Origin of the sequence: Paenibacillus harenae DSM 16969 (genome assembly GCF_000422465.1) — a bacterium.
Classification (GTDB): Bacteria; Bacillota; Bacilli; order Paenibacillales; family Paenibacillaceae; genus Pristimantibacillus; species Pristimantibacillus harenae.
This window is the reverse complement of sequence record NZ_KE383842.1, coordinates 1224871-1251583: the sequence shown is the minus strand read 5'-3', so window position 1 is coordinate 1251583 and position 26713 is coordinate 1224871. Positions and strand designations below refer to the sequence as shown.

Below are 26713 nucleotides of genomic sequence, written 5' to 3'. Positions count from 1 at the left end.
GATTGACATCAGCTCCATCGCTGCGAGAGCAAAATCATTCTTACGTTGATAGGCAACGGTTTGAATAAGGAAGTCGCGTAAAATAATTTATTCATGTTAGATTGAGGCGAGGTTTGTGGCAAATCAAATAAAAAATTTAGTGAAACGTATTGCCTAACGTCATAATCTGCATTATGATGTTAGTTAAACTTACACAACGAAAGGAAATGAGTGGAATTCCTTTCCGATTGATTGGCTCGGATAAACTTGTTGGGTTAGGGCGCGGTTGGCAAGCGAACTCGTATTCCAATCTCTTTGTTTACTAAAGTCTGAATTTTCTTACTAATTGAATACTTTCTTCATCCTGCACTTCTAGCTGAAGCATATGCTGTTGGTAAGGGGAAATGGTTGTTACGAGGGGGAATAGGGTAATGGCTGGCATACTTATTCGCAACGCCGTTGTTATGACGATGAATGCGCAGAATCATATTTTCAAGGGCGATGTTTGGATTGAAAACAACCGTATTCGTCAAATGGGCGAAAAATTAGACATCAGCGGTGCCGACCGGGAAATAGATGCCGGCGGCAAGGTGCTGCTGCCGGGTTTCGTGCAAACGCATATTCATTTGTGCCAAACGTTATTTCGGGGCAGAGCGGACGACTTATCGCTCATCGAATGGTTGAAGGAGCGGATCTGGCCGCTTGAAGCGGCGCACAGCGAGGATTCCGTCTATTATTCCGCCATGCTGGGGATTGGCGAGCTGATCCGCAGCGGCACGACGACGATTTTGGACATGGAGACAGTGAATTATACGGAATCCGCCTTCCAGGCGATTAAAGAAAGCGGCATCCGGGCTTTATCCGGCAAGGTCATGATGGATCATGGGACGGAGGTGCCGCTCGCTCTTCAGGAAGATACGCAAAAATCTCTTCAGGACAGCGTCGATTTGCTGGAAAAATGGCATGGAGCGGCAGGCGGCCGCATTCAATACGCCTTTTGTCCGCGTTTTGTCGTCTCCTGCACGGAGGAGCTGTTGATCGGAGTCCGCGATTTGTCCGCCGAATACGGCGTTATGGTGCATACCCATGCCTCGGAAAATCTGGGGGAAATTGCGATGGTCGAAGCGGAGCGCGGCATGCGCAACGTCGTGTATCTCGATCATATCGGTCTCGCGAGGCCGAATCTGGTTCTCGCGCACAGCATATGGCTGGACGAAGAAGAGAAACGGATTATACGCGAGCGCGGCGTGAAAGTGACGCACTGCCCGGGGTCTAACCTGAAGCTTGCTTCGGGCGTCGCGGAGATTCCGCTGCTGCTGGAGCAGGGGATCGATGTCGGTATCGGGGCGGATGGCGCGCCTTGCAATAACAACCTGGATATGTTTCAGGAAATGCGGCTGACCGCTTACATGCAGAAGGTGAAACATGGCCCCACGGTAATGAACGCCAGGACGGTGCTTCGGATGGCGACGATGGGAGGCGCGCGGGTGCTGGGCCTGGAGAATGAGATCGGCAGCGTCGAAATCGGCAAGCTGGCGGATTTGCAGCTGCTCGATTTGGAGGATTTTCACGTCTATCCTTCATTTGATGCGGATTGGCACTCAAGGATTGTATACGCGGCGACGCGGGGCGATGTCGATACCGTTATTATCGACGGGCAGATCGTAATGGAGAACAAAATAGTGAAAACCGTGGACAAACGGATTGTGCTTAAGGAAGCGGACCGTTCCTTGCGGAGGCTGGTGGAGAGACTTTAAGGCGCCGGGTATGGCGGATGGCGGATTTGTGCCGAAGAATGGCTAAGGTTTTAAGGAGGGACGGCGATGGATATGCATGAAGTGCTGGCAGCGGTGAATGCGGATGATCAGCCGTGTGTTCTGGCGACAATTGTTGGCGTGGATGGTCATTCCTACCGCAAGACCGGGGCGGTTATGCTCATCAAGCTGAGCGGCGGGCAGGTCGGCGCGATTAGCCCCGGCTGCCTGGAGCAGGATGTAATCGAGCGGGCGCCTGAGGTGTGGAATTCTGGCAGCTATTCTCTTATCGATTACAATATGGATCCGGATGAAGATGTCATATGGGGGGAAGCCGTTGGCTGCGGCGGCAAAATCAAGCTGCTGCTGGAGCCGGTAATCGGCGTGCTGCGCAGCTTGCTTCTCGAGGCAGCTAAGCGCACGGCTTCCGGAGAGTCCATTTGGCTGGAACGGAACTGGAGCGGCGGGACAATGGCTTATTCTCTTGCGGCTGACGAGTGTTACGCGGGAGAGCTTCCTGAAGCCGCAGCTGCTCGCGAAGCTTCCGGGACCATACTGGCGGTAAAGCTTCAGCCAAAACCGCGGCTTGTCCTATTCGGCGCCGGGCGCGATGCCGGAGCGATCAGTCCGCTGGCGAAGCAGGTCGGATTTCTTGTCGTGGTGGCGGATTGGCGTCCCGAGCTTTGCTCTCGGAAACTTTATCCGGAAGCGGAATGCTTCTTGGGCTCTCCCGGACAAATCGCGGAGAACCTTGGGTTATGCTCCAAGGATTATTTAATTGTGTGCAGCCATCATCTTCAGCAGGATAAAGAGATGATTCGGCTTGCTCTCCCGCTCCAGCTGGCTTATATCGGGGTACTGGGCTCGAAGAAGCGGATACGGATGCTGTTCGAGACTTTTCTTATTCCGTCTAACGTGAGAGCCCCGATCGGACTTCCGATCGGGGCGGACGGCCCGTATGAGATCGCGGTCAGCATCGCGGCGGAGCTCGTATCCGTACGGGCGGGACTTCAAGCGAAGCCTCTGGGAAAGGCGGTGAGAGATGGAGATTTCGGGTCTGTATCTGGCGGCTGGACAGAGCGTAAGGATGGGAACGCGCAAGCAGTCGCTGCAGCTGTCGACAGGCAGGCCGCTCGCCAGCTTGGCGCTGCGCGCCCTATTGTCCAGCCCTCTTGCGGAAATAGCGATAGTTGTGCATCCGGATGATCCGGCAGAGTGGCTCTCATCACGGATGGAGGAGGACGCGGATCATCAACGGGAGAACATTCCTCCTGTTCATCTCGTTGTAAGCGAGGAGTCGTCCCGCGGGATGTCGTTCTCCATCCGCAGCGGCATGCAAGCGTTGCTGGCGTCACGACCTAAGCTTGATGCGGTCGTCATAGCGCTGGCCGACCAGCCGTTCGTGACGGCGGAGATGGTTAGCGGGCTTACGGATTATTGGCGTAAGCATACTCATTTGGATTTTGTGGCCTCGTCTTTAATAACGCAGGCAGGAGGAGAAGCTGTGCTGATGCCTCCAGCTCTGTTAACCCGGTCTATGTTCGGCGATCTTCTTCAACTGGACGGCGATTCGGGTGCCCGGGGACTTTTCCGGTTGCCCCGGTATCGCGGCGTCGGATTGCCTGTGCCGAAACCTTGCAGCTTAGTCGATATCGATACGCCGGCGGATTTCGAGTTGGCCAAAAAATTGTATTTGGGCGGAATAACGAAGAACCAATCGAATTGAATGTTAATAAAATTGACATTAATTCGATTTTTTTGTGCAAGATGCAGAAAATCTCAACAACTCTCTAAACCCGATTCGCGCGCTGCTGTGCGCTTATTTCTTCGGTGCTCTAGATATGCTCGGCTTTCGCATACAATTAATAGGAAGCGACATTCCTTCCTACTTTTTAAAAATGATTCCTTATATCGTTACGATACTTGTACTCATGTTTCTTGGCTGGCGCAATCGCAATAAACCGGCCGGATCGCCCGAATCGCTTGGCGTTCCGTATGTTCGGGAACAACGTTTTTGACGAAACGGGGAGGCGGGAACGATGGGCATGAACGTACGGGAGACCATGTCGTCTCCTCATGTATGGCATCCGCATACGGCAGAAGAAGCCTGGCAGTTCAAACAGACCTACGGTACAGAAAGCGTCTATGCTGCAGGAGTGACGCTGCTACGAACCCAATGGGAGACAGGAACCGCCCCGGTGCCCCTGCATTTGATAAACCTGAGCGGCATTAGCGGATTGAATGACATACGAGTCGGCGAAAGCGGTCTAATCGTAGGCTCTCTAACGACGCTGCAGGCCTGCCGTACTCATGCGCTGCTGCAGCGAAGCTTCCCGATGGTGACGGAAGCCGTCCGGCAGGTTGCGGCGCCATCCGTCCGCAACCAGGCCACGATCGGCGGGAACGTCGCCTCGCTCGTAGGAGATTCGATCACTGCCTTGCTGGCATATGATGCCGCGCTTGTGTGGTACTCGGGTGCAGGGACGCAGCAGGAGGAATTGTCGGATTGGCTGCAGGCGGCAATGCAGCCGGGCTACCGGAATGACCGGCTGCTTCTCCATATCAAGCTGCCGTTTCAAGTCCGTCAAGACGATATGAATGCGAAGACAAGGCGTTTTTGCGCTTATCATAAGATCGGCCGCCGCGAAGCGTTTACGCCGTCGGTCGTCACGGCCGCTGTAAGCGGATGGCTTAGCGGAGCAGGGACGATCGACGCTATTCAGATTGCGGCGGGCGGCGGTCAGACCGTTCCGAGAAGATTAATCGAAGCGGAAAGGGAGATTATCGGACTGCCGGTAGACGAACAGCTCCTAACGCACTTATATGAACGAATGATGACGTTATACGCACCGAGAGAAGATGTATTTGCATCCGCTGCATACCGCAAGCAGACGGCTGCGAATGTGATCGTAACCGAATTGTGGAAAGCGGCAAGCAGCGTAACATAAGGCAGGAGGGGTGAAGGGTATGCTGTTAAATCGTGCCGGAAGCGGAGGAAGATGGCGGATTCGGCCTGACGGGCCGGGTAAAGTGACCGGTTCACTCGCTTATTTGACGGATATGACCAGCGACGACATGCTGTATGGCCTTGTGCTGAGAAGCGCGTATCCGCATGCGCGCATCCGGTCGATCCACACGGATAAAGCCAAGCAGCTGAAGGGTGTCCGCGCGGTGCTGACGTTTCTGGACGTACCGGGCCTCAACGCTTTCGGCATTGCGCATCCGGACCAGCCCGTGTTGTGCGAGGACCGCGTCAGGTACGTCGGCGATGCGGTCGCGACCGTAGCCGCGGAATCGCTCGCGGCCGCCAGGCTGGCTCTCGAGATGATCGAGGTGGATTACGACATATTGCCGGCGGTGGACGATCCGGAGCAAGCGCTTCTGGCTGACGCGCCGCTGCTGCATCCGAAGGGGAATGCGATGCACCGCACGTCCTTCGCAAGAGGCGATATCGAAGAAGGCTTTAAGCATTGCGCGCATATCGTGGAAGAGGTTTATGCGACGCCTCGTCAAATGCACACCTATATGGAAACCGAAGGCGGATTGTTTGTCCCCGGGGAGGACCGCAGGCTGACCGTGTACTCCCCGACGCAGCACGGATATATGGATCGCATGCAGCTGTCCCGCATTTTGGACATCCCGCAGGAGGATATCCGGATCGTATCGAGCCCGATCGGCGGGTCGTTCGGCGGCAAGGATGAACTGAATGTACAGCCGTACGGCGCTCTGCTGGCGCTGTACACCGGACGGCCGGTTAAGCTGCACAATTCGAGATGGGAGTCGGTGCGCGCCGGCTTGAAACGGCATCCGATGAAGATCGCGATGAAGACAGGGATTGACGCGGCCGGCAAGCTGGTCGCCCATCAGGTAAGCATCGTTTCCGATTCGGGACCTTACTCCACGCTTAGCGCCGAAGTGCTGAATTTCGCCACGGAGCATGTGATCGGTCCTTACCGGTATGGGCATCTGGATGTAAAGGGCGTATCGGTATTTACGAACAACGGCATGTCGGGCGAATTCCGCGGCTTCGGCGGCAATCAGGCGATCTTCGCCTTGGAGGGGCAAATGGATCGGCTGGCTGAACGAATCGCCATGGATCCGTGGGCTTTCCGCAAGCTGAATATGCGGAAGCCGGAAGATCCGGGACCGTTCGAGCAGCCCATTGCGATGACGGAAGGCGCGGATCAAGTATGGGATGCGATAAGCGGCTGCTCGCTATGGCAGGAGAGAGAAACGGTCCGGCCGGAAGGTCAAGGCGCGGGCGGGCCTTGGGTGAAGACCGGCATCGGAGCCGCGTTTACGATGCACGGCGCCGGTCTGGGCGTCGGCATTCCGGATCCGGCGGGCGGCCGGTTAGAGCTGGCGGCCGACGGGAAAATCGAAGCGGTATTCGGTTATGAGGAGTTTGGCCAGGGGCTGATTGCCACGCTCGAGCTTATGCTTATCGAGCAGTTCCAGCTCGCGGCCGGGGATATCCGAATTATTATCGGCGATACCGATGTCGTGCCGGAGAGCGGCTCGACGACCGCTTCCCGCGCAACGGCGATGATGTGGAAATCGCTGCAGCGGCTTCGGGCTCCTTTTACGGAACAAATGCTGGAGAGGGCCGGCAAGCTCCTGGAGCTTCCTGCCGATCGGCTTCGGCTGGGCGAAGGCGGCGTTCGGGCGATCTCGGGCGGTCAGCTTCTATTAACCTATCGGGAGCTGGCGGCTGCGGAGGGAGAACCGATTCGCTGCGAGACGGCGTTTCAGTTCCCGACATCGCCTACCGATCGGGTAGGCGCGCATTTTATGTATACCTACTCGGCTGTTGCCGTGAAGGCGGAGGTGAACACGTTGACGGGACGTGTCAGGGTGCTTCAGCAATACCATGCAGTGGCAGCCGGGCCGGTGATGAACCCGCAGGGCTTCCTGGGTCAGATCGAGGGCGGGAGCAGCATGGCGCTCGGCTTCGCGATCATGGAGGATGCCGTCATGGAGAAGGGCTATTATATGACGCGGAATCTGGATACTTACCTCGTCCCGACGATCGCCGATCAGAGGGGCGGCATCGATGTGGAGCCGATTGAGCATCTGCCGGAATATGACGAGTACGGACCGCGCGGCATTGGCGAGGTCGGTTCCGTCACCTTGGCTCCGGCAATTGCATCCGCAATCCGGCAAGCATGCGGCAAGTGGGTTGCGAAGCTGCCGGTTGTCCCAGGATTCCTGCAGGAAACGCCGTTTTTTATAAGAAGGGCGGTGAATGAAGAATGAGCGAACATCCTTCCTCCGGGATTCAATCGAACGATGAGCTGCGGATCACGGTAAACGGGACTGATCGAACAATTACAGCCGCTCCTTCGACCCGACTGCTGACGATTCTTAGGGATGATCTCGCGCTCACGGGTACGAAAATCTCCTGTGAGATCGGACGCTGCGGGGCTTGCATGGTTTTGGTCGACGGCAAGGCGGTTAACTCCTGTTTAACGATGGCTTATCAATGCAGCGGGAAACAAATCACGACAATCGAAGGCGTGTCTGCCGGCGGTCTTGATCCTATTCAACAGGCTTTCCTTGAAGAGGGTGGCTTTCAATGCGGCTACTGCACGCCGGGAATGGTTATTGCGGTTAAAGCTTTGCTGGATGAGCATCCGGATCCGTCGGAGGATGAGATCGCGGAGGCGTTATCCGGAAATATATGCAGGTGCACCGGGTACGGCGGCATCTGGCGGTCCGTAAAGCGGGCCATTGAAGAGAGGCGGTTGGCAACATGAGCGAGAGAGCGGCGCATATCTCCTATTTGAAACGCTGTATTGAAGTATCCAGGATGGCGAGACTGTCAGGTAATACGCCATTCGGCGCGATTCTGGCCGACGCGGAAGGGGAGATCGTGCTCGAGCAAGGCAATATCGAGATTACGGAATCCAACTGCACCGGTCATGCCGAGCGCACGTTAATGGAGAAAGCCTCGAAGAGTTACACGAAGGAACAACTGTGGCGGTCGGTTCTATATACGACGGCGGAGCCCTGCGCGATGTGCGCCGGTTCGATTTATTGGGGAAACGTCGGCACGGTCGTGTACGGCATATCGGAGAAGCGGCTGGCGGAATTGACCGGCGACGACGACCAATCCTACGCTGGACCTGCCCTGCCGCACCGTGTTCGCGCAAGGGCGCAAGTCTATTCAAGTAATCGGGCCGTTTCCGGAGGTTGAAGCGGAGACGGTTGCGGTTCATGAGGGGTACTGGAAATGAAAATAACGATCGGGCAAATAAACGGAATGAACAGAGAGCAGTTCGTGGACCGGCTCGGCGCGATCTTCGAGCATTCGCCCTGGATCGCCGCGGCAGCGTGGGAGTCGCGGCCGTTTGCCTCTGCGGTGGAGCTGCATGCGGCGATGATGAATGTCGTTCGGGAATCCCGGACGGAGACGATTGTGGATTTGTTCCGCGCTCACCCGGATCTAGGCACGCGGCTTGCCGTTGCCGAATATTCGGCGGCGGAGCAGCAGGGGGCGGGGCTGCATCAGCTGTCCCCCGAGGAATGTGACCGGCTTGCCGGAATGAATCGGACCTATGTCGGGAAATTCGGATTCCCGTTTATTTTGGCGGTGAGAGGGAAGACCAAGTCGGAAATCCTGGCGGCGATGGAAGCGAGGATGCGGCATACGGTCGGCGAGGAAGCGGCGCAAGCGCTGCTCGAAATCGGGAAAATCTCCTTCTTTCGCTTAAGCGAGCTTATGACGGACTAAAGAGAGGATGAGTGACGATGCTCAAATTACGCAGCGGACGGACTTTGTATTACGGGAAAGGCGACGTGCTCAGCTATCGGACGTATGCGGCTCCGTTAACGGTGAAGCCGATCCCCGAGTCTCCTTATACAGGCGATACGAATGTCATATTCGCGCATAATATTACATTTTCCGTGGGCGGCGAGTCGCTGCTCGCCTCATTCACGGAAGGCGATAACAAGCAGGTGGTTGCGACCGATTCAATGAAAAACTTTATTTTGAGGCAAACCGCCAGTTATGATGGAAGCACGACGGAAGGGCTTCTCACTTTCCTGGGCAAAAGATTCCTCGAGCGGTATCCGCATATCGACTCGCTGGAAATCAGCGCCGACCGGTTGCCGTTTAACTCCGTTACGGTTGCGGACGGTGAAGGCTGGAGCGATAGCCGGCTGGTCTTCCGGCGATCGCACGATGAGCATTCAAGCTCCTATTTGCACTACCAGCGCACGGTTGATGGCATTCAGCTTGTGAAACAAGAGAGCGCCTTATCCCATATCCAGCTCATCAAGGTAAGCGGGAGCTCCTTCTACGGCTTCGTCCGCGACGAGTATACGACACTGCCGGAAAGCTATGACCGTCCTTTATTTATATTTCTGGATATTTTCTGGACGTACGCGGAAGAGGCGGATGCGAATGACGGAGAACGCGGAAACTATGTTCCGTCCGAACAGATTCATGCTCTTGTGCAAACCGTATTCCACTCCGAGAATACGCCATCCATCCAATACTTAATTTATCGGATAGGCACACGCATACTAGCCAGCTTCTCTCAGCTGTCGGAGGTTCGTTTCGAATCCAATAACCGGACATGGGAAACCGTCGTGGAGCCTGCCGATTCGTCATCCGCCGGCGTATTCACGGAGCCCCGCCCGCCCTATGGCTTTCAAGGCTTTACGATGACGAGAGAGGATCTGGACGAAGGGAATGAGCCGCAATGAACGGGCGCGTCACGACGCATGTGCTTGACTTGACGGCAGGCGGACCCGCTGTCGGGATAACGATCGCGCTTTGGTATTTTGGTGAGTTAGCCTCCCCTCAGACGAAGCCCGTAAAGTTGGGTATATTCAAGACAAACGGTGACGGCCGCGTGGATCGACCGCTTCTGGAGGGGGAAGCCGTTCAGCCGGGAATATATGAGCTCGTGTTCGCCACCGGCGACTATTTCCGGAGCGGCAAGAATCTCCCGGATCTAACGGACTGCTTGTTTGAGGAAATTCCGATACGCTTCCGTATCCGGGATTCGCAATCTCATTATCATGTTCCGCTGTTGGTCGCCCCCGGCGGTTACAGCACTTACAGAGGAACTTAACACAATGAAGGAGGAAGGTCTTATGGTTTTGTCCGTCGGACGCTCATCGGAAGAAGGAAAGTCGTTGCTGTCGAAGCTGCCGAAGGTCGAGCTGCATGTGCATTTGGACGGAAGCTTGAAGCCGGAGACGGTGAAGGAGCTTGCAATAGAGCAGAACGAGCCTCTGCCGATCGAATCCGACGAAGAGCTTCTCTCCTGTATGAGGGCGGATGAGCACTGTGCGGATTTAAAGCAGTATTTAAGCACATTCAGCTTCGTATTGCCCTATTTGCAGACGGCGCGGGCATTGGAGCGGGTTGCGTATGAGCTTATCGAGCAGGCTGCAGGCCAACGGGTCAAATACATCGAGGTCCGCTTCGCGCCGCAGCTTCACCTGCAGAAGGGTTTATCGGTCCGCGAGGTCATACAGCATGTCATTGACGGACTCAAGCGCGGAGAAAGCACGTTCGGAACGATTGCAAGAGCGATTGTCATTTGTATGCGAAGCCATTCCGACGAGATGAATCGAGCGGTCATCAGAGAAGCCGCCGGCTTCAGGGGGAGGGGGGTCGTGGCTGTGGATTTGGCTGGAGACGAGGCCTCGTTCCCGCCGGGGCTATTCCGCGGCTTGTTCGCGGAAGCGAGGCAGCTTGGCCTCAACATCACGATTCATGCGGGCGAAGCGGCCGGCGCCGACAACGTGCTTGAGGCGATTAAGGGCTTGGGCGCGCTGCGGATCGGCCATGGCGTCAGGATGCTGGAAGATCCTGCCGTGATCCGGCTGGTGAAGGAGAGGCGGATTCCGCTTGAAATGTGCCCGTTAAGCAATATTCAAACCAAGGCCGTTGCGGGTTGGGAGGCTTATCCGATCCGCCGTTATATGGAGGAGGGCATTATCGTAACCGTCAATACGGATAACATGACCGTATCGGGAACGACACTCACGAAGGAATACGAGCTGTTAGCCGAGCAGCTCGGGTTCACGCCGGACGAAATCGCACAAATCATCAGGAACGGGGTGAAGGCGGCATTTTTGGAAGAAGAGGAAAAAAGGCTGTTAATACAAAGCGTCGAGCAAGAGCTTGCTGAACTGGGCGTTGGGCAGAAGGACTCGTGAACGGGAATCGGAACAGGAATATGCCGTTGAACCGGCGACCATTTCTGCACATAAGAGAGACTCGGCGTCTTAACAAAGACAGCAGGGTCCTCTTTTATTTAACCAGCAGTGTACGTGGATTGTCTACTGTTTCCAAATGAAACGGGGCTTGGTATACTAAATGGAACCCAACTCATATCATACTTTTTGACGATAGGAGGATGATCGGATGAAAGATAGCAAGGTGCTTGGCGGTATTTTAGGTTTTTGCGTGGGCGATGCTTTAGGCGTGCCTATTGAGTTTAAATCGCGGAGTACGCTGATGAAGGAACCGTTGACGGACATGATCGGCTTCGGAACGCACGCACAGCCTCCGGGCACATGGTCGGATGACAGCTCTCTGTTGTTTTGCTTCATGGAAAGCGCGGTCCAATACCCGCAAATCGACCTGGTAGACTTGGCGGATAGATTCACGAAATGGTACAGTAAAGGATACTGGACGCCACACGGTGACGTTTTTGATGCCGGGATCGCCACTGCCGAAGCCATTGCCCGCTTTAAGGATCACTGCATTCGGCCGGACTTTGCGGGCGGCACGGATGAATACAGCAACGGAAACGGCTCGCTCATGCGGATACTGCCTTTGGCGTATTTGCTGAAGGAAGAAACCTTCGAAGACCGGGCGGCGATTATCGCGCAGGTGTCCTCTCTTACGCACCGGCATCAAGTGTCGATTATCGCATGCGTCATTTACGTAGAGATGGCGATTCATTTGCTTCGCGGAGCAGGTATAGAGGAAAGCGTAGCGCTAATGAGAAAGACCATGCTAGATGCGCACACTGCAACGGATCATACGATTATAAGCCGATTCGACCGGATTCTTATGGGAAACCTGACGTCGCTTCAGATGCAGGAAATCGAGTCGACAGGCTATGTCGTCCATACGCTTGAAGCCAGTATCTGGAGCTTGCTGACGACAGGCAGCTATAGCGAGGCCGTCCTGCGCGCCGTCAATTTGGGAGAAGACACCGATACGACAGGCGCCGTTACCGGCGGCCTAGCCGGCATTTATTACGGTGCGGACGCGATTCCGGCGGAATGGACAAGCAAGCTTGCGAGATTGAAAGATATCTATGACTTGTGTGACCGGTTTGAAGCTGCGGCTGGTTAAGCCGATATAACCCCGTCCACCAACTTGAAGCGAGAGGCGACACGAAATGAACGATTCACTGCTTAAAGCGAAAGAGCTGTTCACAGCCTATTACGGCAATTTTATTCAAATGCACCGGGAGGGCAAGCTGGAGGAATACCGGGCCTATGAGCTGCCCAAGGAGACCGAAACGGAATGGCTGCAGGAGATGCTGAACCGGTTCAGCCGGGAACTGTCCATTACGAACTGGGACGCGATGCTGCGGCTTCAAGCTCTCGCGAGAAACAGTCAAGACAGCCGGCTGCTCGAAAATATGGTCGCCTTCGCTTCCAGGCATCTCATGTCGGCGGACAGTATCGTGAAGCTCATGTATGCCGAAATCACGATTGAGCTGATCATATCCATTCCGAATCCGTATTCAAAGGAATTGATCTTTAGAGCGTTCAAGCTGACGATCCGATTGCTCGAGGACATTATCGCGGGGCCGCTGGTCGCGGATCCCGGTCATGAGCTCCATCTCTTCGGCTTGAAGGACAAAAAATCATTGAACAACCGCGCAAAGAAAGATATAGACGTAATCATCGATTATTTGGATAACCTGGTTTAAAGACATAAGCGATGAAGCAGAAGGAGTTCGTTAATATAATGGATCGTATAAACGTTGTACAAGTTACGCCTCAGAATGAACATTTGCACCGGCTGATCGCGAAGCTGGATCAATATTTATTAACGCTCTACCCGCCGGAAGATATTTTTGGCCTGGATTTTGCAGATCCCAAGCTGGGTGACGTCGTCTTTATGGTAGCGTATTGGGAAGGGCTGCCCGTCGGCTGCGGCGCCATTCGTCCTCTGGATCAAGGTTCCGTTGAGCTGAAGCGTTTTTTCGTGGATGAGTCTTACCGGAATAAAGGAATTGCCGGAGCGCTCCTGACCACGCTGGAAGCAAGGGCTGCGGCATTGGGGTATCGGTGCGTGAAGCTGGAAACCGGGGAAGCCCTGCGGGAGGCAGTCGGCTTCTATAAGAAAAACGGCTATCGGTTAATCGATCGTTTCGGCGAATACGCGGACAGCGAGACAAGTCTCTGCTTCGGAAAGGCACTGGCCCAAGCAAATACGGAACAATTGACTCGAAATCCGGAGCCTGCTTCGGAAGATAACGTTTTGGAGGAACCGGTAACGCTCATCGGCCAGCTGGCCAGATGCTTTGACCATGTCTACTGGGCGAACAATGAGACGATTCGTGCCTTGCGGGATTTTGAGGGAAGCATAGATCAGCCATTGGCGTTATTAGGTCATATCGCGTCAGCGGAGAAGATTTGGTTGGCCAGGATAAATGGGACAGATGCTTCGGGGGCCGCGCTTTGGCCGGATTACAGCATCGAAGACTGCGAGAATCTCTTCTCGGAAAATAAGCGAGGGTTCGATGCTTTATTCGAATCGATCCCGCAGTCGGATCCGGGCAAGCGGATCGTTTACCGGAACGGAAAGGGGACCGAATTTCGGACATCCGTCAGCGATATTTTGACGCATGTTTCCATGCACGGCAGCTATCATCGCGCTCAGATTGCACTCTTGATCAGAAGCGGCGGAGGCGTGCCGGCGAATACGGATTACATCCATTTCGTCAGACAACTGCCGGAATGAACCGAAGCGGTTGAACTTTTGTCAGGTTTTCATTTAGTATAGGTAGGATCGGAAGAAACGGGAGAGATGCTGCGCATGATCGTATGGATTAACGGCGCATTCGGAGCGGGAAAGACGCAAACAGCCTTTGAATTGCATAGGCGAACCGTCAACTCCTACGTCTTCGATCCGGAGAATGCCGGATATTATATGCAGAAAAACATGCCGAAGGGCATCCGCAAGGACGATTTCCAGCATTATCCGATGTGGCGCGAAACGAATTACGCGATGCTGAAATATCTGGACGAGAACTATGACGGACTCCTTATTGCACCGATGACGGTTGTGGATCCGGCCTATTTTCAAGAAATGGTCGGACGGCTTAGGGATAACGGAGTCGTCGTCCATCACTTTGCCTTATGCGCCTCGGAGGATGTTATAAGGAAGCGGCTTCGGGGCCGCGGCGAAAGAAACAATTCATGGGCAGAGCAGCAAATTTCCAGGTGCGCAGCCGGATTGGCCGATGACATCTTTCAGCAGCATATCGATACGGACCATTCGTCCATCAAAGAAAACGTAGAGCGGATCGCTGCCTCTGCCAACATCGAGCTATTTCCGGATCGCCGCGGCGTGGTCAAGCAAGCGTATGACCGCGTCTTGACGCAGATCAGACATATCCGATTATAACAGTCGGATTGAACAATCAGGAGGAACGGAATGTCAAACTTAATGAACAACAAGGTCATTGTCGTCATGGGCGTAGCCAATGACCGCAGCATTGCATGGGGAGTGGCGAAGTCGCTTCATCAACAAGGAGCAAAGCTGATTTTCACCTACAGGAAAGAAAGATCGCTTGAGAAGCTGAAGAAGCTTCTGGAGCAGCATCAGATAGAAGCGCTGCAGACCGTCTCCTGCGATGTGCTTGATGATTACAGCGTAGCTGCGGCTTTCCAAGAAATTGGGCGGGTTTCCGGCGTAATTCACGGTGTCGTTCACTCGGTCGCCTTCGCGGAGAAGGATGAACTGCAGGGCGAATACGTGGATACGTCGAGAGAAGGGTATATGCTGGCGCAAAGCTCCAGCTCTTATTCGCTTGTTGCGGTTGCGCGTGAAGCGAAGCGGCTCATGACGGAAGGCGGCAGCATCGTAACCCAATCCTATATCGGCGCGGAACGCGTCGTCAAAAATTACAATGTCATGGGCGTTGCAAAGGCCGCGCTGGAAGCCAGCGTCATGTATTTAGCCGAGGATTTGGGCAAATACGGCATACGGGTAAATGCCGTGTCCGCCGGGCCGATCCGCACCTTGGCGGCCAAGGGCGTATCCGGGTTCAATGACATTATGTCTACGATTGAAGAGAAAGCTCCGCTGCGGCGCAACATTGACCAGGATGAAGTAGGCGACGCGACGATGTTCTTAATGAGCAGCCTGTCCAGAGGGATAACCGGCGAGGTGCTGCATGTCGATGCAGGCTATCATATTCTAGGAATGTAACTGAGCGATTGATTAGAATTCAATAGAAAACCCCTCCAATATGAGGTATCATGAATTCAGATGTGATATCCAATAATTGGAGGGGTTTTGTTATGGAGCGAGTAGAAGTTACGAATACGATGAAGCAGCTAGGGGTAAACAATGCGTGCGTCACAGATTCTACCTTTGTTAACGTGGATGCCAGCCGTCTTTACATGGAAAATATTAATCTCTCCGGCACGAAAATTACCGATGCGAACATGAGCGATCTGGAGATCGACGGAGCGCAGCTCGGCGGGGCTTACATCCACAATATCGGACTCCCTCCGGAAGATCATCCGAATTACGAGCCGGGGAAGACGCAGCGGCCTTTGCGCTTTGAGAATTGCATGCTTAGCGGGAGCACGATTACCGATTGCAACTTAACGGATGTCGAAATAACGGATTGCAATATTACGGGTCTCAAAATAAACGGGATTGTGATAGAAGAATTACTAAAGGAGTATTCGAACCGTCCATAATGGGGGTGGAAGCAACATTTTGACCGTTTTAAAAGAGATTTCGAGTAGGCTATATAAGTTGAACGAAAGAATCGCAAACGGGAGAGAAGAGAGCAGCGATAACAACGATGTGAATCAATTGTTTAACTTTAGTAGTGGAAAGCCTCCCGCTATTTTTTCGCTTTGAACGCTTATTCACTATCTAGCAGGAAACCCTTCCGATATTTCGACCAGTTTTGACTGATTCTCCAAGAAATGGCCGAATTAGAGGGAGAAATTCCCTTTAGAATCTTCATAAACCAGATTCCATGTCATATAACGGGAGGAAATCCCTTTCATTCATTTCATTCCATCAAAATCTCGCTATAATCAGATAAAAGTTACGAATCGTATATTAGCCGGAAAATGAAAGAGCTGACCCCAGAGGGTCAGCTCTTTCCGCTATCCAGCGCAGCTTCAATGATCTGGTTCACCGCTTGCACATCCACTTCTGCCGTGGCTTCATCCTCGATATGATATTTTTGCTTTAGCTTCAAAATGCGATACACGCTCTGATCCAGCCGATCTTCGGTCAGTGCTCCTTCCTCCACACCCTTCTTCAAGGCTTGAAGGACCTCGACCTGCATCGAGTGTTCATGCCCGATCAATAGAATATCGCTGCCGGCTTGAACCGTGAGGACGGCTGCCTCTCCCATGCCAAAATGCTTCGTAATCCCGCCCATGGTCATATCGTCGGTAATGACAACGCCGTCATAGGCCAGCTCATCCCTCAGCAGGTCCGTGATGACCTTCCCGGACAGAGAGGCCGGATACTTATTATCGATCTTAGGGATAAGCAAATGCGCGATCATGACCGCATCCGCATCTTCCCTGACCGCTTCAATGAAAGGAAGCAGCTCGAACGACTTCAGCTCGCTTAAGCTTTTGGTCACGACCGGAAGCTCCAGATGGGAATCCACCGACGTATCGCCATGTCCGGGAAAATGCTTGACGACCGCTGCGACATCCTTGGACTGAATCGCCCGCATCATTTCCAACCCGTGCTGAGTGACGGTGTCCGGATCGGCGCCGAAGGAGCGGTTCCCGATGACCGGATTGTCGGGATTGCTGTTAATATCCAGAACGGGGGCGAAATCCATATTGAAGCCAAAGGCCTGCAACTCTTCGCCGATCGCCTGTCCGATTCGCTTCGTATATTCGGAATTGTTTACTTTCCCGATCGCCCTCGCTGTTGGCAGCTCCTTCAATTGCTCAGGCATTCGATTGACTTTGCCGCCCTCCTGGTCAAGGCTTAACCAAAGCGGCGCCTTGTTGGCTGCATTGGCTTCCTTCAATTGATTGAGCAAAGAAACGGTCTGGGAAGCGTTGTCGATATTGTCTTTATACAAGATAAAGCCGCCGACCCGGTAACGCTCAATCATTTCTTTGGCATCGGATTGGAGGGTGGTGCCTTCCAAGCCGACAAGCACCATCTGCCCGATTTTCTCATCGACGCTCATTTCGCTAATCCGTTCTTTGATCAGATCGACCGGCTCTTGAGATGGGGGAGGGGCCGCCGTTGGAGTTGGATTTACGCTTGGGCTTGGGTTTGCCGGCAACCCTTCCTGATTGGAATTCGCTGCTTGACTGCAGCCCGCGAAAAGAACGATCCAAATAAGGGCGAACAGGGGAGCGATTGATTTTTTCATGGAAAATTCCTCCTTTGTTGCAATATCCCCACGAACCGCGTACTTCATACTTTATTCGATTATATCCTTTACGGCTGCCTAGACCTACATAATGGCATTTTTTTAATCATAGTATGGAATGTTCAGGTAGACCCGGTTACTGCATGATGTGAGAAGGAGGTTTTCTCTTGGAAAATGTGCCGCGAATCATAAACGGCATTCCACAGCCGATCCGCAGAGACGGCGCGGGAGGAATCGATGCCGGACCGCGCGATATTATGCGCGACATCGAGAATCCGGATATGTTCGTGCCGCCGGACACGGACGCCGGATTGCTTCCGAATTTGAAGTTTTCATTCTCGGATACCCACATGCAGCTGAATCATGGCGGCTGGTCCCGGGAAATTACCGTAAGGGATTTTCCGGTTGCGACTACGCTGGCCGGCGTGAATATGAGCTTAACGGCGGGCGGGGTGCGCGAGCTGCATTGGCATCAGCAAGCGGAATGGGCATATATGCTGCTTGGAAAAGCAAGAATTACGTCCGTAGACCAGGCGGGTCGGAATTTTATCGCCGATGTCGGAGAAGGCGATTTATGGTATTTTCCGCCCGGCATTCCGCATTCGATTCAGGGACTCGAGGGCGGCTGCGAGTTTCTGCTTGTTTTTGATGACGGCAGCTTCTCAGACCTCAATACTTTATCCATCTCGGATTGGTTCGCGCATACGCCGAAAGAGGTGCTCTCGGCGAACTTCGGCGTTCCGGAAAGCGTATTTGAATATATCCCGAATGATCAGGTTTATATTTTTCAGGATTATGTGCCAGGACCGATTGCGAGCGAAAGCGTACCGTCGCCTTTTGGGACGGTTCCGTATAGCTTTACCCACCGCTTGTTAGCACAGCCGCCGATTCGAACGTCTGGAGGCAGCGTGCGGATCGTCGACTCCACGAATTTTCCGATATCGAAGACGGTCGCGGCCGCTCTTGTCGAGATTGAGCCCGGTGCCATGAGAGAGCTGCATTGGCACCCGAACCAGGCGGAGTGGCAGTATTATCTCGCCGGGCAAGGAAGAATGACCGTCTTTGCCGGCAACGGCGCTGCCCGTACGTTTAATTACCGGGCAGGCGACGTAGGGTACGTCCCGTTTGCCTATGGTCACTATATTCAGAATACCGGCACGGAGACGTTATGGTTTCTGGAAATGTTCAAAAGCGACCGGTTCGTGGATGTCTCTTTAAATCAATGGATGGCCTTAACGCCCCGGCCTCTCGTGAGGGACAATTTACGGGTAGGTTCCGGGCTGCTGGATGCGCTGCGCAAAGAAAAGTGGCCCGTCGTCAAGTATCCTGAGCAGGCACCGGCTCCACAAGAAGAGGATTAGCGGAGACGAGGAAGCGTAGCTTCCAAGTCTTTTTTTTGTTTATCCGCCTTACGGGAACGTGGTAAGATATTCCCAAGATTGTTGTTTAAGGAGCGTACCTCTCAATGAACTTGGAACGGATTCAGGAGCTTGCATTCAAAATAATGGGAAAACGGAAATCACATCTCAATCGGGAAAAAGGATTTATTTATTATCATGGACAGCGAGTCGCCAATCTGTCCTTGAATCTGCGTAAACGCCTATTTCCGGATGATTCGTCTAAGGATGACATCATGTTTGCCGGTGCTTTATTTCACGATGTGACCAAGGGGATCGAACCGCATAACATAACCGGAGCGCAGGTTATCAAATCGCTCATACCCCATGAATGCACCGATGCGCAGCTGGAAGAGATTTCGGAGATCATTCTTTTACATAACGCCAGAAACCGCGAAAAGCTGCCGCCTCCTATCCGGGTCGTGCAGGATGCGGACGTGTTGGATCATTTCGGTTCTCTGGAGATCTGGCTGAAATTTATGTACAGCGCCCACAACGAGGAATCGGTTCACGACGCGATCCGGTTATGGGAGAGCAAGGAGCATAAGCAATATTTGCAAGAATCCAGAGATTCCTTGAATTATAACCTTTCCAAAGCGATCTTTGACCGGAAGATGAGCTTCCATCTTGCTTTTCAGCAACGGTTTAGGATGGAATTGAATGGACAATTCGATGGATAAAAAACGGATCGGGAGTGCAGACATGCTGAAGTATAATATTTGCTTCATTAGACGCGGAGACGAAATATTGCTCTTAAATCGCGAGAAGCCGAGCTGGATGGGCTGCTGGAACGGCATAGGCGGCAAGCTTGAACGGGATGAACAGCCGCGGGAATCGATGATTCGCGAAATTAAGGAAGAAACGGCCATATCTGCGTACGAGCTTCATTTTAAAGGCATGGTTACTTGGTCCGGAGGCGGCGGAAATTTTGGAGGAATGTACGCCTATATGGCCGAGGTGGACGGCCATTTCTCCTATGAAACGCCATTGAAGACCAATGAAGGCATTTTGGATTGGAAAAAAATCGGTTGGATACTGGACGAGCATAATATCGGAATCGTATCCAACGTGCCCAAAGCGCTTCTGGCGATGCTGCAAGACAAGGGATGCTACGATCATCATTGTATCTATGACAACGGGCAATTAACCCGGTATAAGCCTAGCCCGATTCCGGCTGATCTGGAGTTCGATGACAAGAAGCGGGAGAAGTATTTTCAAAAATATACCGCGCTGACTGGTGCGGTAAAGTGAATGTAGAAGGCAGGGGAAATTATGGAATGTTTGGGCTGCAAAATCGCGAATCAACTGGTGGAAGTAAATATCGTATACGAGGATTCTCTCGTTACATGCGTCCTGGACATCGCGCCGTTCAATGAAGGGCATCTCCTTATTCTGCCGAAGGCGCATGTTCGTGACCCGGATGAGTTGCCTCTTGAGACATTACACGCGATTATGAACGCCTCCGTCCGTATGAGCCGTCTATTAAAGAAGGTTTATCATCCGGATGGCATTACGATTTGCCAGAATGGCGGTTTGTTTAATGATCTGAATCATTATCATATGCATGTCATACCGCGTTTTGCGGATGACGGCTTTATTTGGTCGGAACCGTTGACCGCTCATGGAGCGGAGAACAGGCTGAAGGCTACATGCAGCAAATTACGGAGTGCGGAGAGCGGAATGTGATAAAGCGATTGCTTCTGCAGGGTTGCGCTCCGCAGGGCTATCGGTTATTTTCATATAAGACAGTTGACTTCGAATACGTATAGAATAGAGGAATTGCGTTGAAATTCAGACCTTGTATCGATCTGCATGACGGGAAGGTAAAGCAAATCGTCGGCGAAACGTTAAATGCCGAAATCATCGAAAACTTCGTATCCCAATATAATTCAGCCCATTACGCCGAGCTGTTCAAGAAGGACGAATTAACCGGCGGGCATGTGATTATGCTGGGCGGCGGCAATGAACAGGCAGGCGTTCAGGCGCTGCAGCAGTATCCGGGCGGGCTGCAGATCGGCGGAGGCATAACCGCGGACAATGCCGCCTCTTATTTGGAGCAGGGCGCGTCACATATCATCGTCACCTCATACATCTTCAAGGACGGACAGTTAAACGAGAACCACCTTTCAAGGATCGTATCCGAGACCGGCAAGGAACGGCTTGTGATCGATTTGAGCTGCAAGGAGAAGGACGGCAAATGGTTTGTCGTGACGAATCAATGGAAGCAGTTCAGCGATTTCGAGGTAAATCAAGAGAACATTGCTTATCTCGAGCAATATTGCGATGAATTTCTTGTTCACGCCGTTGACGTGGAAGGAAAGCAGCGCGGAATTCAGCAAAGCCTGGTCCGTGCGCTCGCGGATTGGGCGACCATCCCTACAACCTATGCAGGCGGGGCGAGATCGCTGGCCGATATGGATCAATTCGACGCGCTTTGCGGCGGCAAATTGGATCTTACGATCGGAAGCGCGCTGGACATATTCGGAGGCAGCCTGTCTTACAATGAAGTTGTGGCTTACAGCAGATCCAAGCAGAATCCTTTTCTTCCATAAAAGTAAGTCACCGTGTAGGTAATAATTCCCTTCTGATCGAAGCGGATTTTCAGTATTCTTATAAGAGTTCTTATAAGAGTCCTTTCCAATGTTCATTGACCGTATCGCATGCTGAACGAAACATTGGTACTTTGCTGCGGGGACAGTGTCATCCTTTCGGATCCGATCACGGGTCAAGGCTGCAACACAGCCTCTTATTGTGCAGAGCAGTTTTATGAGACGCTTATAGCGCACAAGGAATCTCCATGGGATGAACAAGTCGGGATCGATTATTGGAGCCGTTCCCGGACTTATGTAACGGCCGTAACGGAATGGACGAATGCCATGACCGGGCTATTGCCTGAACACATCGTGCAAATGCTTATGCAGGCAGCTACGGATCAAGAGACAGCCGACCGGGTAGTCCTTTGGTTCGAGAACCCGCTGAAAGCTAATATTGTCAATACAGGGTTGAGGATTTTCTAAAGCCATTGTCTCAACCCATTTCGGCTCAACAAGTATTGTTATGATATATGCAGTGGAATCATTTACTGATAAAGCAAGAAAAAACGCATTGTCTGATCGCGACAGTGCGTTTTTTTGTGCTTTTGTGTTCTATTTTAGTGTTTATTGCAGTTCCTTAGCTCTCCAGCCAATCAATCGTTCAAAGCGGCGATGTCGAGCCCGCGAAGGCGCGCCTGGTCGGCAATCATGCCGATCTCGGCGATCTTGCCGTCCACAACCGTGAATTCGAGAATGAATATCGGTTGATCCAAATGACCCGCGATGACGCCTACCGATCCGTTCACGAGCACCGGCTTCATGCTCCGGGCACGATCGGTGAATTGCTGGGCCTGCTTGGCCACGGCCTCTGAACCGCGAACAACCGGCGCATTTGCGACTGGCGCGAATCCGGGGTCGTTTCGAAGTACGACATTCGGGTCTAATACCGAAAGTAGTTTCTCAAAGTCTCCGTTGCGCGATGCGGCGAAGAATGCGTCGACAAGTTCCCGTTTACGCTGAAACTCCGCAGTTTCCGAAGTTGACTCGGTATCCTGAACCCGGCGTCGTGCGCGGCTCGCCAATTGTCTTGCTGCGGCCTCGTTACGCCCGATTATGGGAGCGATCTCCGAAAAAGACAAGGCGAATATATCGTGCAACACGAATGCAATGCGTTCGGCAGGATTTAATTTTTCGAGGACCACGAGCATCGCAAGACCAACAGAATCGGCCATCAGCGCTTCGTGCTCGGGGTCGCTTCCGTCTTGGAGGCTAGTTACCGGTTCAGGTACACTAACCATCGTAAGCTTCTCGCGCCGCGATTTACGAGATCGCAGCATATCAAAACATACTCTTGAAACGATTGTTGTCAACCATCCTCCAAAATTCTCGACTCCGCTCGTATCTGAGCGACTAAGACGTATCCATGACTCCTGTAGAGCGTCATCCGCTTCGATCAGAGATCCGAGCATCCGGTAAGCCACCGCCTGCAGGTGATTCTGATGCGCCTCGAATTGTTCTACAAGCCAATTGTGATCGTTCATGCGCCTCATACCCTCCTTCGTTTCCTCTTTATTTATATGTCGAATGAAACTCAACAGATGTGACGGAGTTGTACGAAAACTACAGTTTTTATTTTGAATTTCTCATCAAAACATGTTTCGCCATTTCTGTCACGTTTCCTTTATGACGTACGACATAGTTAGTGACAAAGGAAACCGGTCTATGTGAAAGAAGAGTCTACCAGTTGTCCTTTGAAAACATTTAAACCAAGGAGATGATTGTTGTGAGTACGAGTTTGATCCCTTTTCTTGAAATGAACGGAAGCGCGAATGAGGCCATCGATTTATACGTAAAGGCGTTGGATGCCGAGGTCACTTATATGCTTCGGTTCAGAGACATGCCGGAAAATCCGGAAGCTCCACTGCCGCCGGAAAAGAAGGACTGGGTGAATTACGCCGTCTTGAAAATTGGCGATTCCGAACTACAGATTACCGATAATGTTACTGGAAGCACCTACGAGAAGGGAACGCAAATCACCATCGTTGTTCAAACCGACGACAAAGAAAAAGCTACCCAATATTTCGAAGCATTGAAGCAAGGCGGTCGAGTGAACGACCCGCTACAAGCAAGTTTCTTCAGCCCCGCTTACGGTAATGTAACGGATAAATTCGGTATCACGTTCCGGATCCTTACAAAAGGACGTCAGTGATCTAACGCGCCACCCCGCATCATAAACACACACCGATAGTTAAAACTATATCTGGGAGAGCCCTAATATTCTAATGGCTCTCCCTATTAACTTGCTGGCTCTATTTCGTTAACCTACTTGCTCCTGGATCATCGAACCGTCGATCACGAATTCAATATCATCACTGACGTTCACATCACCGCGGGAAATGATCATGATTCTGTCCCTTAGATTAAGGTATACAATTGCTGGTATCCGCAAAAAGGATACATGTGGTAAAATACCCCTTGTATAAAGTAGGATCGATTCTCAGATAGGAGGGGCTATGAATCGAAAGAAAATAGTCGTTATCGCAGCAGCGATGATCATCTTGCTCGGATTTTTGGAATACAAGGGCTATATTTGGCACAATAGTATTTTTGCGATGAATTATGAGGTTAGAGGACTGGATGTTTCGCCTTATCAAGGGGCGGTTGATTGGGGAAAAGTAGCCGAATCAGGAAAATATCAATTTGTATATATGAAAGCTACGGAAGGCCATGATTTTACCGACAATACGTTTAATCAGAACTGGGAAGGCGCGAAAGCTGGCGGCATGCTCGTCGGCACCTACCATTTTTTCTCCTCAAGAAGTACGGGGGAGCAGCAGGCAAATCATTTTATTAGCCTTGTGCCGGTTGAGGAAGCCAGCCTGCCGCCAGTCATCGATCTGGAAATATCGCTTACGCATGACTGGATTCGCGATATTTTCAAATACCCGGCTTTGAAGAAGGATCAGGATTGGGTATTGTGGCAGTATTGTAACAGAGGCAGAATCGCCGGCATTGATGCCTATGTGGATATTAATGTTTTTAACAGTGATCAGGCTGCCTTCGAAGAGAGGTTTACATAATGCTTAACGAGGAACGCTACCCTGGTTTGTTACCCGTTTCCAAGAGGTGTTATGATGAGTGATCGGATAACGATAGAAACAATTTTAGCCCATAATGGTACTTGGAGGCACAGCAGCGATGAGACCGGATCACTACAGTTTGCTTTATCGATTCGTTACATGGGCAGGCGGGCAGCCGCATATTGACGGGATCGCCTTAATCGGCCCATGCGCAGACGATGAGAACGAAGAAGTCACAGAGATGAGCTTCGTAATTGTATCGGACAAAAAAACGAAAACGGCGGAAGCGATTCTTCATCAGTTCCCATTCGATGCCATAGAGCAAGCGATGAAAGAGGAGAGAGGCGCGCTTACTTCTATTCGGATCGAATATGGAAGCGGGATCGAGGTTGATTTCGGCATTGTGGAAGAGTCTTGGTTGACAGGGGAGCTGGAGGGTGCGGCTGCTGCTTCTGCAATGGAAGGCTTTAAGGTGATCTGGGAGAAGGAAGAGGAGCTGTTCCAACCGATTGCCGCGTTTATCGAACGGCAGAAATCACGGTTTGAGGGAGGTTGACAAATGAAAGGCATAGAAGGGTTTGACGTGTTTTACCGGGACCATGCGTTTATGAATCGGATTCGCGATATCGCCTTGTCCTTCCCCGGTACGGAAGAAAAGCCGGATGAGCTTGGACATCTTACGTTTAGGGTGAAGGACAAAACATTCGTGCGAGTGGGCTGGAGAGAAGGCATTTACCACACCAGCTTGAGAACGAGTAAGGAAACCCAGCATTTCGTGCTTAGCGAAGAAGGCTCGCCTTACTCCAAGACGCCTTACGTCGGCCAGCATGGCTGGTTATCCATTCAATCGGATGCCGAAGTAAATTGGGAGCACGTTCGTTCGCTGGTCGAGGAAGCTTATCTTCGGACCGCGCCAAAAAAGACGGCCAAAAACAACTGACTCCCGCCAAAGTCAGAAGTCAGTTGTTAACAAGCTATATAGGCAGCCTAACGATGAATGTCGAGCCTTGGCCGACGACGCTCTCCGCTTCAATCGTTCCGTTATGGGCGAGGATGAATTCCCTGGCAATCGCGAGGCCCAGGCCCATGCCCCCGCTGTTGCGGGCTCGCGCTTCGTCTGTCCGGTAGAAGCGGTTGAACAGATAAGGCAGCTGCTCCGGCGGTATCCCGATACCCGAGTCGATGATTTTGATTTGCACAAAACGGTTCAGCCCGTCGGCGCTCCTGACTGCTTCGACCGAAATGAGGATCGTTCCGCCGCTTGGCGTGTAGCGAAGGGCATTGACGAGCAGATTCAGGAATACCTGCGTCAGCCGGTTCGAATCGGCCGATAGGTCGGGAATTTGTTCATCGTAAGTAAGCTGGACGCGAATTTGTTTGTCTTCTGCGTCCAAGCTCATCCGATCGACGATTCGCTGAAGAAGGTCCGGAATGGAGGTCGGACTAAATTCAAACGGAAGCTTCCTGGCCTCGGCCAACGACAATTGATGCAAATCGTCGACCAGCCGGGTTAAGCGGATAAGCTCGTCTTGAAGCGGGAGCAGGCTTTCCGGTTCTACCGGCTGTCCGCTCTGCTGGACCAAATCCAGCTTCCCCCTGATAATCGTAAGTGGAGTCCGCAGCTCGTGGGCAACATCGGCAACTAAATTTTTTCGCACATCTTCCGTACGCTGCAGCTGGTGCGACATCTGATTGAAGGCGACGGCAATTTTCCCGTATTCATCCTTGCTCTCTATCGGCGCTTGAATCCCGAAATCACCTTTCCCGAGCTTGTCGAGGAAAGGTATTAATCGTCGGATCGGAGCCGTCAGTCGGCGGGAGAGCCAGAACGCGACAAGCAAGGAAATGATAATAAAAAGTACGGCAGCGAAGATCAGAAGAACGGTAACCGAATATTTCACGCCCAGACGAAGCTGGGATAAACGTCCGACATCCGGATCGTAATAATAGATCATGCCGATCATATCGCCGCCGGAGGTTATCAGGGTACGTGCGCCGAGCCTTTTCAAAAATTCAAGCTCTTCCTCGCCGCTTCTGTATAGCAGCTTATTATCGTCCGACAGCAAGACGAAGCTTGCTTCTCCATTCTTCTTCCAAATGTTGTCGGGAACGTCAATGGACTCAACCCCGTCCCAAGAATGGCCGTTGCTTGCATAATAACCTGCGAATAAATCGTTTAACTCGCTGACATCCGTCTTGGATGCCTCGCTTACCATGACATCTAATACGTCTTTTAAAATAATTTGCGTCACAAATGCGAACACGAGGCACATGGCTACAATAAAGGAAGCCATCGCGATAAACAGCTTCCGGCTGACGCTCATAAGGGAATACCGCGGAAGCGGATGCATCTTGGCATTATTCGACACCTGCCTTTGC

Annotated in this window: 30 protein-coding genes; 27 read left to right on the top strand and 3 right to left on the bottom strand. The window is 52.4% G+C overall.

What is annotated here, in order from left to right; translation table 11 throughout:
• Positions 1-410: 410 nt before the first annotated feature.
• The 17 genes from H581_RS0116150 (at position 411) to H581_RS0116065 (ending at position 15656) form a co-directional block, all read left to right on the top strand.
• A complete protein-coding gene (locus H581_RS0116150; protein ID WP_028610917.1) occupies positions 411-1736 on the top strand; it encodes a 5'-deoxyadenosine deaminase in 1326 nt (441 codons plus the stop codon).
• A 66-nt stretch (positions 1737-1802) separates the two neighbouring features.
• Positions 1803-2939, top strand: a complete 1137-nt coding sequence (locus H581_RS34240) for an XdhC family protein (RefSeq protein ID WP_051250853.1) — start codon at positions 1803-1805, stop codon at positions 2937-2939.
• Positions 2821-3459: an NTP transferase domain-containing protein gene (locus H581_RS36500; protein WP_169507511.1), complete on the top strand. Its 639-nt coding sequence runs from the start codon at positions 2821-2823 to the stop codon at positions 3457-3459. The genes H581_RS34240 and H581_RS36500 overlap by 119 nt, the downstream gene beginning before the upstream one ends.
• Before the next feature lie 313 nt (positions 3460-3772).
• On the top strand, positions 3773-4681 hold the full coding sequence (locus H581_RS34230) for an FAD binding domain-containing protein (RefSeq protein ID WP_051250849.1): 909 nt from the start codon (positions 3773-3775) through the stop codon (positions 4679-4681).
• 19 nt (positions 4682-4700) lie between these two features.
• Entirely contained in the window at positions 4701-6989 is a 2289-nt protein-coding gene (gene pucD / locus H581_RS0116125) for a xanthine dehydrogenase subunit D (RefSeq protein WP_028610916.1), read from the top strand.
• A complete protein-coding gene (locus H581_RS0116120; RefSeq protein ID WP_051250845.1) occupies positions 6986-7489 on the top strand; it encodes a (2Fe-2S)-binding protein in 504 nt (167 codons plus the stop codon). Before pucD ends, H581_RS0116120 begins: the two co-directional genes overlap by 4 nt.
• Positions 7486-7929: a nucleoside deaminase gene (locus H581_RS34225; protein ID WP_245600050.1), complete on the top strand. Its 444-nt coding sequence runs from the start codon at positions 7486-7488 to the stop codon at positions 7927-7929. Before H581_RS0116120 ends, H581_RS34225 begins: the two co-directional genes overlap by 4 nt.
• A gap of 36 nt (positions 7930-7965) precedes the next feature.
• Positions 7966-8466: a 2-oxo-4-hydroxy-4-carboxy-5-ureidoimidazoline decarboxylase gene (gene uraD, locus H581_RS0116110; protein WP_028610914.1), complete on the top strand. Its 501-nt coding sequence runs from the start codon at positions 7966-7968 to the stop codon at positions 8464-8466.
• Between the two features lie 17 nt (positions 8467-8483).
• Entirely contained in the window at positions 8484-9443 is a 960-nt protein-coding gene (pucL, locus tag H581_RS0116105; RefSeq protein ID WP_028610913.1) for a factor-independent urate hydroxylase, read from the top strand.
• Entirely contained in the window at positions 9440-9814 is a 375-nt protein-coding gene (gene uraH / locus H581_RS0116100; RefSeq protein ID WP_028610912.1) for a hydroxyisourate hydrolase, read from the top strand. Before pucL ends, uraH begins: the two co-directional genes overlap by 4 nt.
• Before the next feature lie 22 nt (positions 9815-9836).
• A complete protein-coding gene (gene add / locus H581_RS0116095) occupies positions 9837-10910 on the top strand; it encodes an adenosine deaminase (RefSeq protein WP_036718700.1) in 1074 nt (357 codons plus the stop codon).
• Between the two features lie 208 nt (positions 10911-11118).
• Positions 11119-12060: an ADP-ribosylglycohydrolase family protein gene (locus H581_RS0116090; protein WP_028610910.1), complete on the top strand. Its 942-nt coding sequence runs from the start codon at positions 11119-11121 to the stop codon at positions 12058-12060.
• Positions 12061-12106: 46 nt separating this feature from the next.
• Positions 12107-12646 (top strand): hypothetical protein, encoded by a 540-nt coding sequence (locus H581_RS0116085; RefSeq protein ID WP_028610909.1) that lies wholly within the window; start codon positions 12107-12109, stop codon positions 12644-12646.
• A 38-nt stretch (positions 12647-12684) separates the two neighbouring features.
• Positions 12685-13683 carry a GNAT family N-acetyltransferase gene (locus tag H581_RS37205; protein WP_084134597.1) on the top strand — a complete coding sequence of 333 codons (999 nt, stop codon included), beginning with the start codon at positions 12685-12687 and terminating at the stop codon, positions 13681-13683.
• Positions 13684-13758: 75 nt separating this feature from the next.
• The gene (locus H581_RS0116075; protein ID WP_028610908.1) at positions 13759-14349 is read left to right on the top strand and encodes an AAA family ATPase; all 591 of its coding nucleotides are present in this window, start codon (positions 13759-13761) and stop codon (positions 14347-14349) included.
• Positions 14350-14379: 30 nt separating this feature from the next.
• Positions 14380-15156, top strand: coding sequence for an enoyl-ACP reductase FabI (gene fabI / locus H581_RS0116070; protein ID WP_028610907.1), 777 nt, complete (start codon positions 14380-14382; stop codon positions 15154-15156).
• Between the two features lie 92 nt (positions 15157-15248).
• Complete coding sequence (locus tag H581_RS0116065; RefSeq protein ID WP_028610906.1) at positions 15249-15656, top strand: pentapeptide repeat-containing protein; 408 nt, start codon at positions 15249-15251, stop codon at positions 15654-15656.
• 407 nt (positions 15657-16063) lie between these two features.
• Here the strand turns inward: H581_RS0116065 and nagZ are convergent, their stop codons facing one another.
• On the bottom strand, positions 16064-17323 hold the full coding sequence (nagZ, locus tag H581_RS0116060; protein WP_028610905.1) for a beta-N-acetylhexosaminidase: 1260 nt from the start codon (positions 17321-17323) through the stop codon (positions 16064-16066).
• Between the two features lie 167 nt (positions 17324-17490).
• On the opposite strand from nagZ, the gene H581_RS0116055 reads away from it, so the two are divergent.
• The 6 genes from H581_RS0116055 to H581_RS0116030 all read left to right on the top strand — a co-directional run bounded on the left by H581_RS0116055 (position 17491) and on the right by H581_RS0116030 (position 21737).
• Complete coding sequence (locus H581_RS0116055; protein ID WP_028610904.1) at positions 17491-18684, top strand: oxalate decarboxylase family bicupin; 1194 nt, start codon at positions 17491-17493, stop codon at positions 18682-18684.
• A 104-nt stretch (positions 18685-18788) separates the two neighbouring features.
• On the top strand, positions 18789-19400 hold the full coding sequence (locus H581_RS0116050; protein WP_028610903.1) for an HD domain-containing protein: 612 nt from the start codon (positions 18789-18791) through the stop codon (positions 19398-19400).
• Complete coding sequence (locus tag H581_RS0116045) at positions 19381-19971, top strand: NUDIX hydrolase (protein ID WP_245600049.1); 591 nt, start codon at positions 19381-19383, stop codon at positions 19969-19971. Before H581_RS0116050 ends, H581_RS0116045 begins: the two co-directional genes overlap by 20 nt.
• A gap of 21 nt (positions 19972-19992) precedes the next feature.
• Positions 19993-20406: an HIT family protein gene (locus H581_RS0116040; protein ID WP_028610901.1), complete on the top strand. Its 414-nt coding sequence runs from the start codon at positions 19993-19995 to the stop codon at positions 20404-20406.
• A 98-nt stretch (positions 20407-20504) separates the two neighbouring features.
• Complete coding sequence (gene hisA / locus H581_RS0116035) at positions 20505-21272, top strand: phosphoribosylformimino-5-aminoimidazole carboxamide ribotide isomerase (protein WP_028610900.1); 768 nt, start codon at positions 20505-20507, stop codon at positions 21270-21272.
• Between the two features lie 108 nt (positions 21273-21380).
• Positions 21381-21737 (top strand): hypothetical protein, encoded by a 357-nt coding sequence (locus H581_RS0116030; protein ID WP_028610899.1) that lies wholly within the window; start codon positions 21381-21383, stop codon positions 21735-21737.
• A 170-nt stretch (positions 21738-21907) separates the two neighbouring features.
• On the opposite strand, the gene H581_RS0116025 is transcribed toward H581_RS0116030, so the two are convergent.
• Positions 21908-22795 carry a sigma-70 family RNA polymerase sigma factor gene (locus H581_RS0116025; protein ID WP_028610898.1) on the bottom strand — a complete coding sequence of 296 codons (888 nt, stop codon included), beginning with the start codon at positions 22793-22795 and terminating at the stop codon, positions 21908-21910.
• A gap of 242 nt (positions 22796-23037) precedes the next feature.
• Between H581_RS0116025 and H581_RS0116020 the strand changes: the two genes are divergently transcribed.
• The 4 genes from H581_RS0116020 to H581_RS0116000 all read left to right on the top strand — a co-directional run bounded on the left by H581_RS0116020 (position 23038) and on the right by H581_RS0116000 (position 25274).
• Positions 23038-23463, top strand: coding sequence for a VOC family protein (locus H581_RS0116020; RefSeq protein WP_028610897.1), 426 nt, complete (start codon positions 23038-23040; stop codon positions 23461-23463).
• A 304-nt stretch (positions 23464-23767) separates the two neighbouring features.
• Positions 23768-24334, top strand: a complete 567-nt coding sequence (locus tag H581_RS34215; RefSeq protein ID WP_036718692.1) for a GH25 family lysozyme — start codon at positions 23768-23770, stop codon at positions 24332-24334.
• 118 nt (positions 24335-24452) lie between these two features.
• Complete coding sequence (locus H581_RS0116005; RefSeq protein WP_028610896.1) at positions 24453-24890, top strand: hypothetical protein; 438 nt, start codon at positions 24453-24455, stop codon at positions 24888-24890.
• 3 nt (positions 24891-24893) lie between these two features.
• Positions 24894-25274 (top strand): MmcQ/YjbR family DNA-binding protein, encoded by a 381-nt coding sequence (locus tag H581_RS0116000; protein ID WP_245600048.1) that lies wholly within the window; start codon positions 24894-24896, stop codon positions 25272-25274.
• A 34-nt stretch (positions 25275-25308) separates the two neighbouring features.
• On the opposite strand, the gene H581_RS0115995 is transcribed toward H581_RS0116000, so the two are convergent.
• Positions 25309-26703, bottom strand: coding sequence for a sensor histidine kinase (locus H581_RS0115995; RefSeq protein ID WP_342663410.1), 1395 nt, complete (start codon positions 26701-26703; stop codon positions 25309-25311).
• Between the last annotated feature and the right edge of the window lie 10 nt (positions 26704-26713).

Excerpts from the sequence above, each read along its gene's own strand:
- H581_RS0116005 (WP_028610896.1), top strand. The coding sequence starts at position 24,453 with ATGAGACCGGATCACTACAGTTTGCTTTATCGATTCGTTACATGGGCA.
- H581_RS36500 (WP_169507511.1), top strand. The coding sequence starts at position 2,821 with ATGGGAACGCGCAAGCAGTCGCTGCAGCTGTCGACAGGCAGGCCGCTC.
- H581_RS0116030 (WP_028610899.1), top strand. The coding sequence starts at position 21,381 with ATGCTGAACGAAACATTGGTACTTTGCTGCGGGGACAGTGTCATCCTT.
- H581_RS0116090 (WP_028610910.1), top strand. The coding sequence starts at position 11,119 with ATGAAAGATAGCAAGGTGCTTGGCGGTATTTTAGGTTTTTGCGTGGGC.
- uraH (WP_028610912.1), top strand. The coding sequence starts at position 9,440 with ATGAACGGGCGCGTCACGACGCATGTGCTTGACTTGACGGCAGGCGGA.
- H581_RS0116025 (WP_028610898.1), bottom strand. The coding sequence starts at position 22,795 with ATGAACGATCACAATTGGCTTGTAGAACAATTCGAGGCGCATCAGAAT.
- uraD (WP_028610914.1), top strand. The coding sequence starts at position 7,966 with ATGAAAATAACGATCGGGCAAATAAACGGAATGAACAGAGAGCAGTTC.
- fabI (WP_028610907.1), top strand. The coding sequence starts at position 14,380 with ATGTCAAACTTAATGAACAACAAGGTCATTGTCGTCATGGGCGTAGCC.
- H581_RS0116000 (WP_245600048.1), top strand. The coding sequence starts at position 24,894 with ATGAAAGGCATAGAAGGGTTTGACGTGTTTTACCGGGACCATGCGTTT.
- H581_RS34240 (WP_051250853.1), top strand. The coding sequence starts at position 1,803 with ATGGATATGCATGAAGTGCTGGCAGCGGTGAATGCGGATGATCAGCCG.
- H581_RS0116050 (WP_028610903.1), top strand. The coding sequence starts at position 18,789 with ATGAACTTGGAACGGATTCAGGAGCTTGCATTCAAAATAATGGGAAAA.
- H581_RS37205 (WP_084134597.1), top strand. The coding sequence starts at position 12,685 with ATGGATCGTATAAACGTTGTACAAGTTACGCCTCAGAATGAACATTTG.
- H581_RS34215 (WP_036718692.1), top strand. The coding sequence starts at position 23,768 with ATGAATCGAAAGAAAATAGTCGTTATCGCAGCAGCGATGATCATCTTG.
- pucD (WP_028610916.1), top strand. The coding sequence starts at position 4,701 with ATGCTGTTAAATCGTGCCGGAAGCGGAGGAAGATGGCGGATTCGGCCT.
- H581_RS0116040 (WP_028610901.1), top strand. The coding sequence starts at position 19,993 with ATGGAATGTTTGGGCTGCAAAATCGCGAATCAACTGGTGGAAGTAAAT.
- H581_RS0116085 (WP_028610909.1), top strand. The coding sequence starts at position 12,107 with ATGAACGATTCACTGCTTAAAGCGAAAGAGCTGTTCACAGCCTATTAC.
- H581_RS0116045 (WP_245600049.1), top strand. The coding sequence starts at position 19,381 with ATGGACAATTCGATGGATAAAAAACGGATCGGGAGTGCAGACATGCTG.
- add (WP_036718700.1), top strand. The coding sequence starts at position 9,837 with ATGGTTTTGTCCGTCGGACGCTCATCGGAAGAAGGAAAGTCGTTGCTG.
- pucL (WP_028610913.1), top strand. The coding sequence starts at position 8,484 with ATGCTCAAATTACGCAGCGGACGGACTTTGTATTACGGGAAAGGCGAC.
- H581_RS0116150 (WP_028610917.1), top strand. The coding sequence starts at position 411 with ATGGCTGGCATACTTATTCGCAACGCCGTTGTTATGACGATGAATGCG.
- H581_RS0116120 (WP_051250845.1), top strand. The coding sequence starts at position 6,986 with ATGAGCGAACATCCTTCCTCCGGGATTCAATCGAACGATGAGCTGCGG.
- nagZ (WP_028610905.1), bottom strand. The coding sequence starts at position 17,323 with ATGAAAAAATCAATCGCTCCCCTGTTCGCCCTTATTTGGATCGTTCTT.
- H581_RS0116065 (WP_028610906.1), top strand. The coding sequence starts at position 15,249 with ATGGAGCGAGTAGAAGTTACGAATACGATGAAGCAGCTAGGGGTAAAC.
- H581_RS34230 (WP_051250849.1), top strand. The coding sequence starts at position 3,773 with ATGGGCATGAACGTACGGGAGACCATGTCGTCTCCTCATGTATGGCAT.
- H581_RS0116075 (WP_028610908.1), top strand. The coding sequence starts at position 13,759 with ATGATCGTATGGATTAACGGCGCATTCGGAGCGGGAAAGACGCAAACA.
- H581_RS34225 (WP_245600050.1), top strand. The coding sequence starts at position 7,486 with ATGAGCGAGAGAGCGGCGCATATCTCCTATTTGAAACGCTGTATTGAA.